This is a genomic window from Paraburkholderia sejongensis (genome assembly GCF_020880815.1).
Taxonomy (GTDB): domain Bacteria; phylum Pseudomonadota; class Gammaproteobacteria; order Burkholderiales; family Burkholderiaceae; genus Paraburkholderia; species Paraburkholderia sejongensis.
Genome location: NZ_JAJITD010000003.1, coordinates 58,238 through 74,967, shown reverse-complemented (window position 1 = coordinate 74,967; position 16,730 = coordinate 58,238). Strand labels below are relative to the sequence as shown.

The following is a 16,730-nucleotide window of genomic DNA, read 5'->3' as shown; positions in this document are numbered from 1 at the left end:
TCGTTGCCTCGTTGCGGCCAGGCCGCGCGAGGTCGCTGCTGATGAGCGATTAGGCTGATCGCGATGGGCGGGGCGGACCGCAGCGCTGCAGGCGGTCCACCATTCGATTTCGCCCGCGCAGTCTAGCGACGGAAAAAAACCAAGTCCTTTGGGAAAGCTGAATAAATCTGAAAGCGCGCTCAAATGCTCGAGCGCTGGCGCTAATCGGCGCCGAGCGCGGCCCCTAGCGCGGCGTTGAGCGCGGCGTCCATGCCGATGGCCGCAACGCACTGAGGCATCGCCAGTTCGCGCCGCAACGCGGCCAGTTGCGCCGCTTCGGGCAGGCGCGCGCGCTCGCCGCAGCCGGCAAGCTGCGCGTCGAAGCGGGTCAATGACGCGAGCTGCTCCGCGGCCTCGCGCCGCGCGCCGTCCAGCAGCAACGATGCAGCGAGTTCCAGCGCGGCGCGCAACTCGAACAGCCACGCCTGTTGCTCGCGCGCCAGTTCGCGCGCCTGCGCGAGCTTGCGATGGCCGTTGCCGAGCCGGCGCGCGCGCGCCGGCTCGCCGGCGGCGTAACCGGTGCGCGCACGGGCGAGGTCGATTACACCGCTCACGCGCAGCAGTTCCGCCTCGAACGCATGGTCGCCGCGCGCGCCGCTCTGGCGCTGCGCGTCTTCGATGTGCGCGAGCGCCTCGTCGAGCCGCCCGTCGAGAATCAGCGCCTGCGCGAGACTCAGGATCAGCGGGATCGTCAGCCGGCGGAAGTTGCGCGCTTGCAGTCCGGCGAGACCGGCTTCGAGCTGCGCCACGCCTTCGGCGCGGCGTCCCGCGGCCAGCGCCAGCTGACCGGCGAGGCAGTCGCCGTAGTCCTGCCAGCCGTCGAAGCGATTGAGCGCGGCTTGCGAGCGCAGCAGCCCCAGATGACGCGCGGCCAGCTCCGCTTCGCCGCAGGCCAGTGTGACCGGCACCGCGACGACCGCGAGCAGGTGGCACAGCGACGGCTCCAGCAGGTCCGCGCGCACCAGGTTGATGCTGCGCTCGACCAGTTCCAGCGCGAGCCCGGCTTCACCCTGCATCCACGCGATGCGGGCCAGCGTGCCGGTGCCGAAGATGCGCGGGTCGATCGCCAGTTCGGTATCCGGCTGGCTGTACGGCGCGAGCGCGTCGAGCGCCGCCAACGTGCGCTCGAGCCGCTCGCGCGCCTGCGCGTGTTCGCCGAAGCAATGCAGCGACGCCGCCAGCGTGGCGCTCGCACAGAGTTTTTGCCACGCGGAGCCGCTGCTTAGCGCGCGCGACTCGAAGCGGGTCGCGAAGCGCAGTGACGCATGAATGTCGCCGGCGGTCATCGCCGCGTTCCACAGCCCCCACATCGCGCGAGCCTCGAAGGCCGCGTCGCCGCTCGCGACCGCGCGCGCCTGCACGCGCCGCCACAGCGCGGCGGCATCCGCGGCGGCGCCGTCCGTCATCAGCAGCGCGGCCGCGTAGGCGGAGCACACGCGCATCTCGCAGGTTGCATCGACGCTGCCGTGCGGCAACGCATCGAGCGTTTCGAGCGCGCGTTGCGCGCGCTCGCGGCATTCGTGCACCAGCGACGCATCGAGCAGCCGGCCGACCAGCGCGCCCGCCAGCGCCACCCCGAGCGTCGCGTCGCCCTGCGCCGAAAACGCCCAGTCCCACGCGCTGCGGGCGGCGTCGAGCGGCGCGTGCGCGCCGTCTGCCTGGCCGCGGTGCGGGACCAGCGCCGAGCGGTCTTCGATCTGCCGCTGCAGATAGCGCAGATGGCGCTGCGCGACGCGTTGCAGTTCGCCCTCGTCGCGCAGCTTTTCCATCGCATACGCGCGGGTCGATTCGGTGAGCCGGTACAGCGCGATCGCGCCATGAAATTCGACCGTCAACAGCGATTTGGCGGACAGTTCGCCGAGCGCGGCGATCGTCGACGCGATCGGCGCGCCGGGCTCGATCGCCACCGCGCACACCGCGTCGAACGCGAAGCTGCCGGCGAAGAACGCCAGACTGCGGAACAACGCCTTCGCGTCCGCATCGAGCAGCGCGTAGCTCCAGTCGAAGGTCGCCCGCAAGGTCTGGTGGCGCGGCAGCGCCAGACGCAAGCCGCCGCTCAGAAGATCGAGCCGGTCGTCCAGCCGCGCGGCGACGCCGTCGATACCGAGCGTCGCGACCCGCGCCGCCGCCAGTTCGATCGCCAGCGGCAAGCCCTCCAGGCGCCGGCAGATTTCGCTGACCGCGCGCACGCAGGCCGCGTCCGCCGCGCAGGCGGGCGCGAGATCGCGCGCCCGCTGCAAGAAGAGCTGCACCGCGCCGCGCGCGAGCATCGTCTCGAGCGGCTCGTCGGCGGCCGGCACGTCGAGCGGCTCGACCCGGTAGACGGTCTCCGCGCGGATCGTCAGCGGCTCGCGGCTGGTCACGAGCACACGCAGCCAATGCGCGTGCGCGACCAGCGCTTCGACCACTTCGGCCACCTCGCCGACCACCTGCTCGGCATTGTCGAGCACCAGCAGCACGCCATCGGGCGACATCTTCGCGAGCAGCGCGCACGGGTCCTGCATCACGTCGGCCGGCGTCGCCTGCAAGGCCAGCGCAAGCGTGGCCAGCAGCGACGCGCGCGAACTGGCGCAGGCCAGTTCGACGAAACAGACCGTGCGCCCGAAACGCTGCTGCACGGCCTCGGCGACGCACAGTGCGAGCGAGGTCTTGCCGATCCCGCCCGCGCCCACCAGCGTGACGACGGCCGACTGCGCGAGCTTGGCCGCCACGTTTTCGACGTCGTGATCGCGCCCGACCAGCGCCGGCGCGCGGCCGGGCAGCCGGGTGGCGAGCGCGGCCGGCGCCGCGGCCGGCAACTGCGGCAGCAGGATATAGCCGCGTCCCGACACCGTCTTGATCAGTTCGCGATCCGCCTCCAACGCCTTGCGCAGCGCCGCGATATGCACTTGCAGGCGGTTCTCCTCGACGATCTGGTCGGGCCATACGGAGTCGATCAATTCGTCCTTGCTGACGATCGAACCGTTGGCGCGAAACAGCACTTCCAGAATGTCGAATGCGCGCGCGCTGATGCGCAGCGGCAAGCCGTGACGCAGAATTTCACGCTGCTCGAAGTTGACGAGCAAAGCGCCAATTTTGATCATGGATGCCTCCTTGAGCCGCCGAAGTGTGGCGTGATGACTGCGGATACCAGCACGTCGATAAGGTCGTCGATGTAATGACGAGAGGAAATTGTAAGCGTTGCGCATGCCGCGAGTCTTGCAGAAAAATGCCCCCGCGCAGCGCTGCGAAACATCCGTCATACCTCCGTCATACATCCGCCATGCATCGCGGCCCGTGCTTAAGGACACGCGGATTCGAACTGATATATGCTGCCGTCCCCTTCGAGCACTCAACGGCCGCCGGAACCGCGCATCATGACCAACGTCGAATTTTTTCACTACCTGCTGTTGCTTATTTGCGGCGCGAGCGCGCTGACCTGGCTTGCCGAACGCATCGCGATTCCGCCGGCGGTCGTGCTGCTGTTCGGCGGCTGCGTGATCGCGCTCGCCGGCAGGCGTGTGCCGCAGACCGACCCGGCACTGCTGCTGGCGGCGATCATGCCGCCGCTCCTGATGTCGAGTGCCTTCTATACCGCATGGAAAGAGTTTCGCGACGGGCTCGGCACGATCGTGTCGCTCGTGCTCGGCGCGGTCACCTTCACGACCGTGGCCGTCGCGCTCACCGTGCACGCGTTCAATCCCGCGCTGCCCTGGGCAGCCTGCTTCACGCTCGGCGCGATCGTGTCGCCGCCCGACGCGGTCGCGGCCAAAGCGATCCTGCAACGCTATCCGCTGCCCGCGCGCCTCGTCGCCGTGCTCGAAGGCGAAAGCCTCGTCAACGACGCATCGGGTCTGCTGCTATATCAGATGGCGGTGTCCGCGGCGCTCGCCGCCACCATCACGTGGCGCAGCGGCACCGCGCTGTTCGTCACGCTGATGCTCGTCGGCGTCGCAGTCGGGTTGCTGTGCGGCCAGGCGATGTGCTGGGTGCTGCCGCGCTTGCGCGAACCGATGCTGGGCATCGTCGTGACCTTCGTGATGGCGTGGGCGAGCTACGGGATCGCCGACGCGTTGGGCGGCTCGGGCGTGTTGTCGGTGGTCACCTGCGGGCTGGTGCTCGGCATCCGTCAGCATCGCGTGTTCAGCGCCGATCTGCGCATCAAGGCCAAGGGCACGTGGCAAGCGGTGGTGTTCGTGCTCGACGCGCTGGTCTTCATCATGATCGGCCTCGCGCTGCACGAGATCCTCGTGCGCGTCAATCACGAAAGCGCACTGGTGCTGGCCGGTCTGCGGGTCGCGTTGCCGGCGACCGCGGCGGCGATCGTCGCGCGGCTGGTGTGGGTGCTCGCCGTGATCTGGCTGCCGGGCCGCTTGCGCGCGCGGCGCACCGGGCGGCCCGCGTGGTCGTTCGCGGAAGCGCTGGTGATGGGCTGGGCCGGCATGCGCGGCGTCGTCAGTCTGGCGGCCGCGCTCGCGCTACCGGAGAGTTTTCCCGGCCGCGACCTGATCGTCTTCAGCACCTTCGTGCTGATCATCGCGACGCTGGTCGTGCAAGGCGGCAGCCTCGCGCCGCTGATCCGCTGGCTGCGGCTGCGCCCCGCCGCGCGCCACACGATGTCCGAGCACGAGGCGCGGGCGCATTCGTTCGGCGCCGCGCTGGCCGTGCTCAACGCGCCCGGCAAACGGCTGCCGCAGATTCCGGGCGACAAGCGCGAACGGCTGATCGCCGAATACCGTGCGCGGGTCAGCGCGAACCAGGATGCGCATCTGACCGGCGCGCCGCGCATCGAGGACCGCGCGCAGTTGTTGCGCGTCGAACTGGACCTCGTGGGCGTGACCCGCAATGCATTGCTCGATCTGCATCGCCATGGCCGGGTGGACGACGCGGTGCTGCATCGGCTCGAATCGGAACTTGATTTCGAGGAGATGCGGCTCGTGCGGCTGCTGGAACCGTAGCCGCGCGCGGGTCTTCAGACCGGCTCGCGCCGGCTCAGGTGCGCGTGGATCTGACTGACCACCGCCGCGCCGTCGCCGACCGCCGACGCCACGCGCTTCGCGGATTCGGCGCGCACGTCGCCGATCGCGAACAGGCCCGGCACGCTGGTCTCCAACGGCAACCGTGAGGGGTCGCTCGCGGCCTCGGCGGCATGGGTCTTCACGAAACCATGCGGATCGAGTTCGACACCGCTCATCGCGAGCCACTGCGTTTCAGGATCGGCGCCGATGAACAGGAACAGATGGCGGGTCTCGATGGTCTCGTCCTCGCAGCCGTTCGCAAGTTGCCGGCGCACCTGCAGCCGCGCGAGACCGGCCGCGTCGCCCGCGAGTCCGGTCAGCGAACAGCGCGTGCACAGCGTCACGTTCGGCAACGAGCCGATCCGCTCGATCAGATAACGCGACATGCTGGCGTCCAGGTCCGCCGCGCGAATCAGCATACGGATGCTGCGCGCGAAGTTCGCCAGATAGACGACCGCCTGGCCCGCCGAATTGCCGCCGCCGATCAGCACGATGTCCTGCCCCTTCACCAGCCTCGCCTCGATCGCCGACGCCCAGTAGTAGACCCCGCAGCCGTCGAACTGCTCGAAGCCGGGCACGCGCGGCTTGCGATACGACGCGCCGCTCGCGGCCACCACCGTGCGGGCGCTCACGCGCTGGCCGTCGGTCAGCGTCAATACGAAGCGCTGCGCGTCGCGTTCCACGCACTGCACCTGCCCCGGAATCGCCAGATGCGCGCCGAACTTCAGCGCCTGCTGGAACGCGCGGGCCGCCAGCGCCTGCCCCGAAATGCCGGTCGGAAAACCCAGGTAGTTCTCGATCCGCGCGCTCGCGCCCGCCTGGCCGCCCGGCGCGCGCTGATCGAAGACCGCGACGGACAAGCCCTCGGTCGCCGCATACACCGACGCCGCGAGCCCGGCCGGGCCCGCGCCGACGATCGCGACGTCGTACACGTGCGACTGCTCGAAGGCCGGCACGAGGCCGAGGCAAGACGCGAGCCGCGCTTCATCGGGCGCGCGCAGCACGGAGCCGTTCGGGCAGAACACCAGCGGGAAATCGTCGGCGCTCGCGGCGATCCCTTCCAGCAGCGTGAGCGCTTCCGGATCGGTGCGCGCGTCGACGACCGTGGCCGGATACGCGTTGCGCCGCAGAAAGCCTTGCAGGCTGACGAGCCGCGCGTCATTGGCGTTGCCGACGATGATCGGCCCCAGCCCCTGCTCGATCAGTCCCAGACGGCGCAGGATCAGCGCGCGCATGATGTGCTCGCCGAGTTGCGCGTCGGCGACGATCAGCGCGCGCAGCCGCTCGGGCTCGATCACCAGCGTGTCGATGTCGGTCAGCGCGATCCCGTCGATCAGCGCAGGCTTGCCCGATAGTTGCGCCATCTCGGCCATGAAGTGACCGTCGTCATGTTCGGTGACGAGCGTCGAGCGTCCGAAGCTGTCGCGCGATTCGATTCGCACCCGCCCGCGCAGCAGCACGAACAGACCCGGCGCGACCTTGCCGGTTTCGAAAATGCGCTCTCCGCGCCGGAACTGCAACGGCCGCGCGAAGCGGCGCACGCTGTCGATCTGGCTCGGCGACAGGCGCGGAAACATCTGGTGCTGCCGGTATTCGAGCGACGAAAACGGCACTTCCAGCTCGGCCGGCAGCGTGCCGGGAATAAATGGTGGGATCATCAGACGCTCCATCACAGACTTAAGCGGCCGGACTTGCATCCGGCGTCGAGGTTCGTGCGCGGATTCGTGCGCGGCGCAACTCGGGCCGAGTCTAAAAGCCAGCGGCTGAAGCGTCCTTGGCCGCGGGGCTTAAATTTTCTGAAAGCGGGCAGCGTGGCAGCGCGTGCGCGTGGCCACGCTTCAAAATAGCAACGACGCGCGAACGGCTTACGGACGCCTTATTGCTGTGGTAACGTCTTTCGCTGCCATTGCGCTCACACTCTGCTCGTACTCCGGTCACTACGGTCGCGTCAGCGCGTAACGACGGATCCCGACGCGAACAGGTTGCTCATCATGCTCGACATTCACAACGCACTTGCACCCGACGCGTTCCCGCACCAGGACTCCCTCGGCTGCGTCGCGAACCGGCTGCGCAAAGATCTCGAACTCAACGCGGGCGAATTCACCGTGCATCGCAAATGCACGCAGAACGACATGCCGAGCGTCGTCGCGACGCCCGCATCCGGGCGCGGCTTTCTGCTCGGCGTCGCGCTCCAGGGCGGTCACCGGCGCCGCATCTTCAAGGGCAAACGCTCGTCGCTGTACAGCTTCGACCAACACGCCATCTACCTGCGCGATTTCGCCGACGACTATCGCGCGGATCTGCAAAGCGGTTTCGACTTCGTGCTGGTCGAACTGTCGCGCGGCTTCATCGCCAATGCGCATGAACAACGGGAGAGCCTGGGCAGCGCCAGTTTCGATGTGAAGCCCGGCACCCGCGACCCGGTGCTCGGCCACCTCGCGCAGGTGCTCGCGCACACGCTCGACGGTGGGCGGGAAACGCATCCGCTGTTCGTCGAACAGTTGGGGCTCGCGATCGGCACGCACCTGCTCGATCAATACGGACACGCGCCGGCGCGCACGCCGAAGCTGCCGCGCCGACTGTCGCCGCGCCAGCATGCGCAAGCGACCGAGATGCTGCTCGCAACGACTCAGACGCCGATGTCCATCGAGCAAATCGCCGGTGCGTGCGGACTGTCGCGCGCGTATTTCATCCGCGCGTTCAAGCACACCACCGCGCGAACGCCGTATCAGTGGCTGCTCGAGCAGCGCATCGAGCGCGCGCGCGAGTTGCTGAGCGGCTCGCAACGGCCGATCACCGAAATCGCCGTCACGTGCGGCTTTTCGGATCAGAGCCACTTCACGCGCGTGTTCTCGCAGATGACCGGCACGCCGCCCGCGGCCTGGCGCCGTCAGGCCGCCGGTTGAATTCGCCGGCGCCGCGCGGGGAGCACTGCGGGGAGCACTTTTCGTCAAAACGGCGCGCTCAGCCCGCCGCGCTGTCGCCACCGCCAATCGTGAGGCTCGCGACCAGCCCCGGGTGATTGTCCGCGAGGCTCAGCGTGCCGTGATGCAGCGTCGCGACCGCCTTCACCAGCGCGAGTCCGAGCCCCACGCCGGGCGTGCCGCGGCTCGCGTCGCCGCGATAGAAGCGTTCGGTGACCTTGGGCAGTTCCGCCGCCGGAATGCCGGGCCCGTCGTCCGCTACCTCGATGCACACGCCCGTTGCGGTCGCCCGCGCGACGACGCTGACGTCGCCGTTCTCACGCGCGAACTTCAGTGCGTTGTCGATCAGGTTGCCGACCGCCTGCGCGATCAGCAACGGGTCCGCGACCGCGTTCAGCCGCGCGCACGCGCGAAGCGTCAGCGTGAGCCCGCGCAATTCCGCGACCGGCTGATAGAACTCCACCGCTTCCTCGACGAGCGCGCCGAGATCGCACGCGACAAAGCCCGCGCGCCGCACGCCCGCGTCGATTTCCGCGAGGCGCAGCAGCGCGTTGAAGATGCCGATCACCCGGTCCACGTCCGCGAGCGCGGTTTCGAGTTGCGTCAGCACGCGCTCGTCGCCCTGCTTGCGCAATTCGAGTATCAGCACTTCGAGACGCGAACGCACTTCGGTGAGCGGCGTGCGCAGATCGTGAGCGATCGCGTTGGACACGTTGCGCACGCCGTTGATCATTTCCAGCAGCGCTTCCTGCGCCTGCTTGCGGCTGTTGACCTCTTCCTGCAGCCGCGCGTTCTGCTCCTGCTGCAAGGTCTGCAACGCGCGCAGCTTCAGATGCGTATTCACGCGCGCGGCCACCTCTTCCATCTGCAGCGGCTTGGTGACGAAGTCGACCGCGCCCGCGCGAAAGCCGGTGACCTTGTCCGCGGTGCGGGTGAGCGAGGTCATGAAGATCACCGGAATTTCGCGCGTGAGCGGATTGGCCTTCAGCAGACGGCAGGTTTCGAAGCCGTCGAGCTCCGGCATCATCACGTCGAGCAAGATCAGATCGGGCTGCACCAGTTCGGCGCGCCTGAGCGCTTCGCAGCCGTCGCGGGCGACCGTCACGCGCAGGTTGTTGCTTTCCAGCGCATCGACGACGAGACCGAGATTGGTCGCCGTGTCGTCGACGACGAGCACGACCGGCGGGGCGATATCGAGCGAATGAATCATGCCTGGGACCCCTGAACCAGATGCGCTTCGATCAGCGCGAGCAGCGCCTGCGACTCGTACGCGGCGGCCAGCGCGCGCAGACGCGCGGCGAACCCTTCGTAACGGCTATCGAGCGCGACCAGATGCTGGGCCCGCTCGACGATGTCGCGCATCGAACCGAGCAGCGCGAAGCGGTGCAATTGCGCCATTTCGTGCGGCGGCGGCACGACGAACCTGCCGGCCGGCTCGGGCGCGATCCGCAACGGCGCGGCCACCGGCGCGGCGGGCGCCGGGACCGTCGGCGCATCGAGTTCGAACCAGAACGCGCTGCCCGCGCCGAGCGAACTCGCCACCCGCAGATCGTCGCCCATCATGCGCACCAGTTGACGGCTGATCGCAAGACCGAGCCCCGCGCCGCCGCTGCGCCGCGTCAGTTCGCCGGCCTGTTCGAACGGCTCGAAGATCGCGTCGCGGCGGTCGGCGCTGATGCCGATGCCGCTGTCCGTCACTTCGAAGCGCAGCCGCCCCGGCCGCACCGGCGTGACCGCGAGCGTGACTTCGCCGTGATCGGTGAACTTGACCGCATTGGCGAGCAGGTTCAGCAGCACCTGGCGCAGCCGCTTTTCGTCCACGCTGATCGCGTTGGGCAGATCCGGCGCCGCGCGATAGTGCAGCACGAGGCCTTTTTCCTGCGCGCGGACCCGCACGATCTCGGCGATCACATCGAGAAACGGCGCGAGCGGCACGTCGCGCACCTGTAGTTCGAGCTTGCCCGCGCCGATCCGCGCGAAGTCCAGCAGGTCGTTGATCAGCAACAGCAGATGTTCGCCGCTTTGCTCGATCACGCCGAGGCTCGCCAGTTGCCGCGCGTCGAGCCCGGCGTCGCGCCGCAGGATCTGCGCATAGCCGAGAATGCCGTTGAGCGGCGTGCGCAACTCGTGACTGATGTTGGCGAGAAACTGGTCTTTCGCCTGATTGGCCGCCTCGGCCGCGTCCTTCGCGACCCGCACCGCGTCTTCGAGCGCCTTGCGCGCCGAAATGTCCTGAATGATCGCGATGATGTGGCTGGTGTGGCCGGCCTCGTCGAATTGCAGCGCGACCGACAGGTTGGCCCACACGCGCATGCCGTCGCGCCGCACCAGCACCTGGTCTTCCGAAAAATGCGACGCGCCCGCCTCGCTCGGCACCCCAAAGCGCCGCAGCAGCGCCGCGCAGAAATCGCCGTGCGTGAGGTCCTGCAAGCGCCGTTCGAGCAACGCGTCGCGCTCGTAGCCGACGATCTCGCAGGCGCGTTGATTCACGCGCAGGAAACGCCCGGCGAGATCGCAATGCGCGATGCCCACCGCGGCATTCTCGAAGGTCCCGCGAAAGCGTTCCTCGCTCACGCGCAGCTCCTGCTCGGCGTGCTTCAGTTGCGTGATGTCGACCACGCTGCCGATGAAATGCACCGGCTTGCCGCTCGCATCGCAGCGCGCGGTGCCGCGCACCAGCACCTTGCGGTCGCTGCCGTCGTGGTGCAGCAGCCGGTTCTCGATCTCGAACACGCCGTCGGGCTGCGCGAGAAAGCGCTGCATCGCTTCCTCGGTCGCCGCCCGCTCGTCCGGATGGACCACGCTCATATACGCGTCGTAGTCGAGCAGCGGCGCCTTGCCGGTATAGCCGAGCCATTCCCACACGTTCGCGAAGCGCGCGGTGCCGCGCCGGAAATCGCCATCGGGCATGTCGATCGCCCACACGCCGACGTTCGAGCCGCACATCGCGGTTTCGAAGCGCGCGTTGATTTCGCGCAGCACCTCGGCTTCCTCCGCGCGGCGGCGTTCCGTGACGTCGCGAAACACCAGCACCACGCCGATCACTTCGCGCTGGTCGTCGACGATCGGCGAGCCGTTGCTTTCCACCGGCACCCGGCCGCCGTCGCGCGCGACCAGCAGCCGGCGATGCAGCGCGGGGTCGCCGGCGGGGTCGTCGATCAGCCGGAACACGTCGCCGAGCGAACGGCCGAGCGCTTCCGCGCGCCGCCAGCCGGTCAGCGCCTGCGCGACCGGATTGATGAAGTCGATGCGGCCGTCGGCATCGGTGGCGATCACCCCCTCGCCGATGCTCGACAGCGTCACCGCGTAGCGTTCCTCGCTCGCGCGCAGCCGGCGTTCTGCGCCGTGCTTGTAGAGCGCCATTTCGACCATGGTGCGCAACTGGTTGTCGTCGAACGGCTTGAGCACGTAGCCGAACGGTTCCGCGGTGGTCGCGCGCCGCACGGTGTCCTCGTCCGCGTACGCGGTCAGGAACACCACCGCCAGATCGAACTGGTCGCGCAGCAGCCGGGCAGCGTCGATCCCGTCGAGCTCGCCTTCGAGCCGCACGTCCATCAGCACCAGCTCGGGCTGGGTGTCGCGCGCGAGCACGAGCGCGTCCTCGCCGCGCGTCGTGGTGCCGACCACCGTATGACCGACGCGGGTCATCTGCTGGGCAATGTCGCGAGCGACGATGCGATCGTCCTCGACTATCAATATGCGTGCGGGTGTCATCATGCGTTCATCGGGTGCGGCCTGGCCGGGCCGGGTCAGCCGCCCTCGGCCGGAAATTCGATTGTGAAGGTGGCGCCGCGGCCCGCGTGCGTGCTGCCGGTGTCGACGCTGCCGTGCAGTTGGCGCGCGAGATCGTGGACGAGTTGCAGACCGAGCGTGTCGGCACTGGCGAGGCGAAAGTGCGGCCCGAGACCGGGGCCGTCGTCGGCGATCGAAAGACGGCAACGCGCGTCGCCGCTGTGGCGCAGCTCGATCAGCAACTGCCCGCCCCGGCCGTCGGCGAACGCATGCTTGAACGCGTTCGACACCAGTTCGTTGATGATCAGCCCGCACGACACCGCGCGGTTCATGTCGAGTTGCAGTTCGTCCACCGTGACCCGCAGGTCGACGCCGAGCCGGCGCACATCGTACGCCTGCGCGAGGTGGCCGCACAGATTGCGCACGTGCGGGGCCATCATGATGCGCGCGAAGTTGCCCGCGCGGTACAGGTTCTCGTGCACCAGCGCCATCGAGCGCACGCGGTTGCGGCTTTCCTTGAAGAGTTCCGCGACCGCGCGGTCCGGCACGCGCGAGGCCTGCAGGTTCAGCAGGCTGCTGATCAGTTGCAGGTTGTTCTTCACGCGATGGTGCACCTCGTGCAGCAACGCTTCCTTTTCTTCGAGCAGCGCTTCCTTGTGCTCGAGGGACGCGTTGTGCAGCGAAATCGCCGCTTGCGACGCCAGCAGCGCGAGCACCGTCAGCCGCGCGGGCGAGAACACGCCCGGCGCGAGATCGTTTTCCAGATACAGCACGCCGACCAGCTTCGCCTGCTTGACGATCGGCAGCGCCAGCAGCGAGCGCGCGCGGTGCTCGTGCAGATAGTCGTCGGCGGAAAACGGATGAGCGCGCAGCGCGTCATCGACGTGTGCGAGTTCGCGCGTGCGCAGGGCCTCGTGCAGCAGCGTGAGCGGCACGTCGCGCGGCGTCAGCGCGCGGCTTTCGATGCTGACCTGCGCACCGTCGCGGCGCGACACCGCCTCGGCCTCGATGCACAGCTTTTCGTCGCGCGGCAGCACCAGCACCGCGCGGCGCGCGCCCGAGTGTTCGAGCACGATCGTCATCAGCGTGCGCATCAGTTTCGCGAGCACGATCTCGCCGGAAATTGCCTGGGATGCCTTGACGACCGTTTCCACGTCCAGGTGCGCGGCGACAATGCCATGGCTCGCGACGCTTTGCGCCCCTTCGTGCAGCAGCTGCGGATAACTCGCGTCGAGCGCGCGGACCTTCGCGAGCGCGCCCCAGCGGATCCACGCGCGGCGCGCATTGCGCAGATACATCTGCGCGGCGTCCGCCAGCTCGCTCGCCAGACAGAAGCGCCCCGCCGCCTCCTGCGCCAATGCTTCGACATGCGCGAAGTGATGCTCGCGCGCAAGCCGGATCGCGCTTTCGTAGTGACGCAGCGCGTCGAACGGGCGTGCCTGGACGCGCGCGAGCTCCGCTTCCACGAGCGCCGCGCGGCCGCCGAAATTGCTCGGGCAATGACGCGCCCACACGCACAGCATGTCGCGATGCTGCAACAGCGCGTCCGCATGCTCCACGCGGCCGCTGTCGTCGACCTCGTCGTGGCGGCGCGCGCGCGCGAGCGCCGCGTAAAAGTGATACTCGGCCAGTTCGAGGTGCCCGGCCGAGGTCCACAACAGCGGACGCGCTTTCTCGCCGACGGCGAGCGCGGCTTCGATCTCGCCGGCGTGATACAGCCATTGCTGCTTGCGGATCCAGTGCCAGCACGCGGCAATCGCGAGGCTCGGATCGCTCTCCAGATGCTCTTCGAAGCGCGCTTCGTCGAAGTTCGGCTCAGCCCCGAGCGCCGGCGGCGTGCCGCGCAGGTGGCCGATCAGCAGCAGTTGCGACGAGATGATGTCGACGATCAGCCCGAAGCGCGCCGCCTTCACGACCGCGAGCCGCTGCCCGGCCTCGCGCTCCAGTTCGACGAGGGGTTCGCCCGCGGCGAGCAGACTCGTCACGTACGAGCAACTGCTGAAACCCATGTACGTGAGATCGCCGCGTTCGCTAGCGACCTCGAACGCGCGCCGCAACAGGCCGAGTTCGCTGCGCACGTGCTGGGTCCACGGCGTCACGTGATACGCGAAGCACATATAGACGCGCGCCTTGAAGCGTTCGAGACCGCGCTGGTCGACCAGCGCGAGTCCCAGCCGGCCGAAGCCGAACGCCGCCTGATAGTCGCCGAACACCGGACCGGCGACCATCCCGAGATACGCATAGCCGAGCGCCGACGCGTCGCTGTTGCCGTGTGCGAGACTCAGATTGGCCATCCGGCACAGCACGAGGCACACCAGATCCTCGTCGCTGAAAAAGGCCGGCGGCAGCACCGCGGTGAGCACGTCCAGGGTCGCCGCCAGTTCCTCGTCGCCGAGCAACGGCAGTTCGAGCAGCGCGTCGATCGGCCGGTCGCCGATCCCTTGCAGCAGGCGGTCGTATTCGCGCCGCGCCGCGTCGCGCCCCGGGTGCGCCGCCCAATCGACGCCGATCTGCCGCAGATAGTCCAGACAGGTCTGAACCGCGAGCGACATTTGATCGAGCGCGGTAAACAGCGTGATGCGCAAAAACGCGACCGCCGCGCGGTCGGGCAGGTTCGCCGCGCGCGCGGCAAGCGCTTCGAGCCGGCGCGCCGCGCTGTCGGTCGCGCCGGTCAGAAACTCGCACTCGGCGCGGCTCGCTTCCAGCGCGAACTTGCGCCGGTAGTCGCCGGCCCACGCCGCGTCGCCGAGCAGCTCGCTGCCGAGCGCCAGATACGTCAGGGCCGAGCCATACGCGGACGAAGCCTTCGCGCGGCGGCCCGCCTCCAGGTTCAGATCGACGATGCGCTCGCGTTCCGCGCGTTCGCTCAAGAGCTGCAACGCGCGGTTGTACTGGTTGGCGATCTCGAACACCTGGCGGCCGGCGTCCGCGGCCGCGTCGAGCGGCGCGGGCGCGCTCAGCATCCGGGCGATGCGCAGGTGCTCGTGCGGCCGCTGTGGCGGCGCGAGCGACGCGTACGCGGCCTCCTGCACCCGGTCGTGGACGAACGCGTAGCCGTCGTCACGCCGATAGATCAGCCCCGCCTGCACCGCTTCGGCAAGCGCCGCGCGCACTTCGCCGACCGGCTCGCCGCTCACGCGCGCAAGCGTCGCGTCGGCAGCCGCGTTGCCGACACACGCGAACTGCCTGAGGCGCTGTTGCGCGCCCGCCGACAGACGGCCGATCCGGCCGATCATCAGGTCCACGATCCCGGCCGCGAACCGCGCGCCGCGAATCTCGCCGACCTCGAAGCGCCACGCGCGTTCGTCGCGATCGAAGCGCACGAGCCCTTCTTCTTCGAGGATGTGCAGGAACTGCACCACGTAGAACGGATTGCCGCCGGTTTGATCGAAGATCGCGGCGGCCAGCGGTGCGGCAGCGGCGGCTTCCACGTGCAGCGTGTCGGCCAGCAGCCGCGCGATGTCCGGCTGTCCGAGCGGCGCGAGCAGGATCGGCTGCACCGGCAGGCCGGCGGCGCGCAGTGTGTCGAGCACTCGCGTCAGCGCGTGCGCGGGGCCGAGTTCGTTGTCGCGATACGCGCCGACCAGCAGCACAGGGCCGGGCGCGGCGTTGTTCGCGAGACCTTCGAGCCAGCCGGCGGTGCCCGCGTCGAGCCATTGCAGGTCGTCGAGAAACAGCACCAGCGGCTGCCCGGGCGCGCAGAAGGTGCCGATGAAGCGCGTCAGCACCGACTGAAAGCGCGCCTGTGCCTCCTGCGGCGGCAGCCTGGGCACCGCCGGCTGCGCACCGATCTCGCGCTCGAGCTGCGGAATCAGCTCGACGATCAGGCCGCCGTTCGCGCCGAGCGCATCGCGCAAACGTTCGTGCCATTGGGCGAGGCCGAAGTTAGGATCCTCGCGCAGCTGGTCGATCAGCGCGCCGAACGCCTGGGCGAGCGTCGCATACGGAATGTCGCGCTGGTACTGGTCGAATTTGCCCGCCGCGAAGCGCGCGTGCGACGGCGCGAGGGTCTTTTGCAACTGCTCGACGAGGCTCGACTTGCCGATCCCCGAATAGCCGGAGATCAGCACCGCCTGGGTGCCACCGTGGCTCACCACCGTGTCGAACGCGGCCGCGAGCGCGGCGCTTTCGCGTTCGCGGCCATACAGCCGCGCCGGCAGCAGCAGGCGCTCCGGCGTGTCCAGCGCGCCCAGCGCGAACGGCTCGATGCGGGCCGAGTCCCGCCACGCTTGCAGGCAACGGCGCAAATCGGCTTCCAGTCCCAGCGCGCTCTGATAGCGGGCCTCGGCGGACTTTGCCAGCAGCCGGCCGACCAGCGCCGCCAGTTGCGCGGGCACCTCGCGGCCGCGCTCGCCGAGCGCGATCGGCTCGCGCGCGATATGACAGTGCAGCCATTCCTGCGGCGACGCCGCGCGGTACGGCAGATGCCCGCTCAGCATTTCGTAGAGGATCACGCCGAGCGAATACAGGTCGCAGCGCGCGTCCACGCCGCGGTTCATCAGTCCGGTCTGCTCGGGCGCGAGGTACGCGAGCGCGTCGACGGTCAGCGCCGGCGGTTCGCTCGACGCTTGCTCGCGGGTCGCGCGCGACGCGCGGCCGAAGCCGGTCAGCGCGACGCGTTCGGCCTCCACGTCGACCAGCACGTTGGCGGGCCGCAGGTCCTTGTGGATGATGCCGCGCGCGTGCAGCAGCCTGAGCGCCGCCGCGAGTTCGGCGGCGAGCGCCAGCACGCTCGCGAGCGGTAGCGAACCGGCCGGCAGCGACGCCAGCGACACCCCGCCGGGGTCGTCGAGCACCAGCGTGGCGACGCCCAGATGCTCGGTCAGCGCGTGCGGGGTGGTCAGCGCCGGGCCCGCGAGCAGCGCGCGCAGCGCATATGCGTGTTCGAGCCGCGTCTGGCTTTCGGCGGCGGGCTGCGCGGCCGGCGGCGCGAGCGCGAGCCACGTCTGCGCGCTGCCCGGTTGCGCGAGCCGCGCCAGCACGAACTCGCCGTCGTCGCACAGCGTGCGTCGTTCGAAAGATCGCAGATCGAGCATGC

7 protein-coding genes are annotated in these 16,730 nt (G+C 69.1%); 2 read left to right on the top strand and 5 right to left on the bottom strand.

What is annotated here, in order from left to right; genetic code table 11:
- Window positions 1–200: 200 nt before the first annotated feature.
- A complete protein-coding gene (locus tag LJ656_RS06450; protein WP_230508442.1) occupies window positions 201–3,122 on the bottom strand; it encodes an ATP-binding protein in 2,922 nt (973 codons plus the stop codon).
- Between the two features lie 273 nt (window positions 3,123–3,395).
- On the opposite strand from LJ656_RS06450, the gene LJ656_RS06445 reads away from it, so the two are divergent.
- Window positions 3,396–4,976, top strand: a complete 1,581-nt coding sequence (locus tag LJ656_RS06445; protein ID WP_230508441.1) for a cation:proton antiporter — start codon at window positions 3,396–3,398, stop codon at window positions 4,974–4,976.
- 14 nt (window positions 4,977–4,990) lie between these two features.
- On the opposite strand, the gene LJ656_RS06440 is transcribed toward LJ656_RS06445, so the two are convergent.
- On the bottom strand, window positions 4,991–6,694 hold the full coding sequence (locus LJ656_RS06440; RefSeq protein ID WP_230508440.1) for an FAD-dependent oxidoreductase: 1,704 nt from the start codon (window positions 6,692–6,694) through the stop codon (window positions 4,991–4,993).
- A 333-nt stretch (window positions 6,695–7,027) separates the two neighbouring features.
- Between LJ656_RS06440 and LJ656_RS06435 the strand changes: the two genes are divergently transcribed.
- On the top strand, window positions 7,028–7,942 hold the full coding sequence (locus LJ656_RS06435) for a helix-turn-helix transcriptional regulator (RefSeq protein WP_230508439.1): 915 nt from the start codon (window positions 7,028–7,030) through the stop codon (window positions 7,940–7,942).
- A gap of 58 nt (window positions 7,943–8,000) precedes the next feature.
- Here the strand turns inward: LJ656_RS06435 and LJ656_RS06430 are convergent, their stop codons facing one another.
- Genes LJ656_RS06430 through LJ656_RS06420 form a run of 3 tightly spaced genes read right to left on the bottom strand, consistent with a single transcriptional unit; the run spans window position 8,001 to window position 16,728 of the window.
- Window positions 8,001–9,170, bottom strand: a complete 1,170-nt coding sequence (locus LJ656_RS06430; protein WP_230508438.1) for a hybrid sensor histidine kinase/response regulator — start codon at window positions 9,168–9,170, stop codon at window positions 8,001–8,003.
- Complete coding sequence (locus LJ656_RS06425) at window positions 9,167–11,677, bottom strand: PAS domain S-box protein (RefSeq protein WP_230508437.1); 2,511 nt, start codon at window positions 11,675–11,677, stop codon at window positions 9,167–9,169. The genes LJ656_RS06430 and LJ656_RS06425 overlap by 4 nt, the downstream gene beginning before the upstream one ends.
- Window positions 11,678–11,709: 32 nt before the next feature.
- Window positions 11,710–16,728, bottom strand: coding sequence for an AAA family ATPase (locus LJ656_RS06420; RefSeq protein WP_230508436.1), 5,019 nt, complete (start codon window positions 16,726–16,728; stop codon window positions 11,710–11,712).
- Window positions 16,729–16,730: the final 2 nt, after the last annotated feature.

Excerpts from the sequence above, each read along its gene's own strand:
- LJ656_RS06440 (WP_230508440.1), bottom strand. The coding sequence starts at position 6,694 with ATGATCCCACCATTTATTCCCGGCACGCTGCCGGCCGAGCTGGAAGTG.
- LJ656_RS06445 (WP_230508441.1), top strand. The coding sequence starts at position 3,396 with ATGACCAACGTCGAATTTTTTCACTACCTGCTGTTGCTTATTTGCGGC.
- LJ656_RS06435 (WP_230508439.1), top strand. The coding sequence starts at position 7,028 with ATGCTCGACATTCACAACGCACTTGCACCCGACGCGTTCCCGCACCAG.
- LJ656_RS06425 (WP_230508437.1), bottom strand. The coding sequence starts at position 11,677 with ATGATGACACCCGCACGCATATTGATAGTCGAGGACGATCGCATCGTC.
- LJ656_RS06420 (WP_230508436.1), bottom strand. The coding sequence starts at position 16,728 with ATGCTCGATCTGCGATCTTTCGAACGACGCACGCTGTGCGACGACGGC.
- LJ656_RS06430 (WP_230508438.1), bottom strand. The coding sequence starts at position 9,170 with ATGATTCATTCGCTCGATATCGCCCCGCCGGTCGTGCTCGTCGTCGAC.
- LJ656_RS06450 (WP_230508442.1), bottom strand. The coding sequence starts at position 3,122 with ATGATCAAAATTGGCGCTTTGCTCGTCAACTTCGAGCAGCGTGAAATT.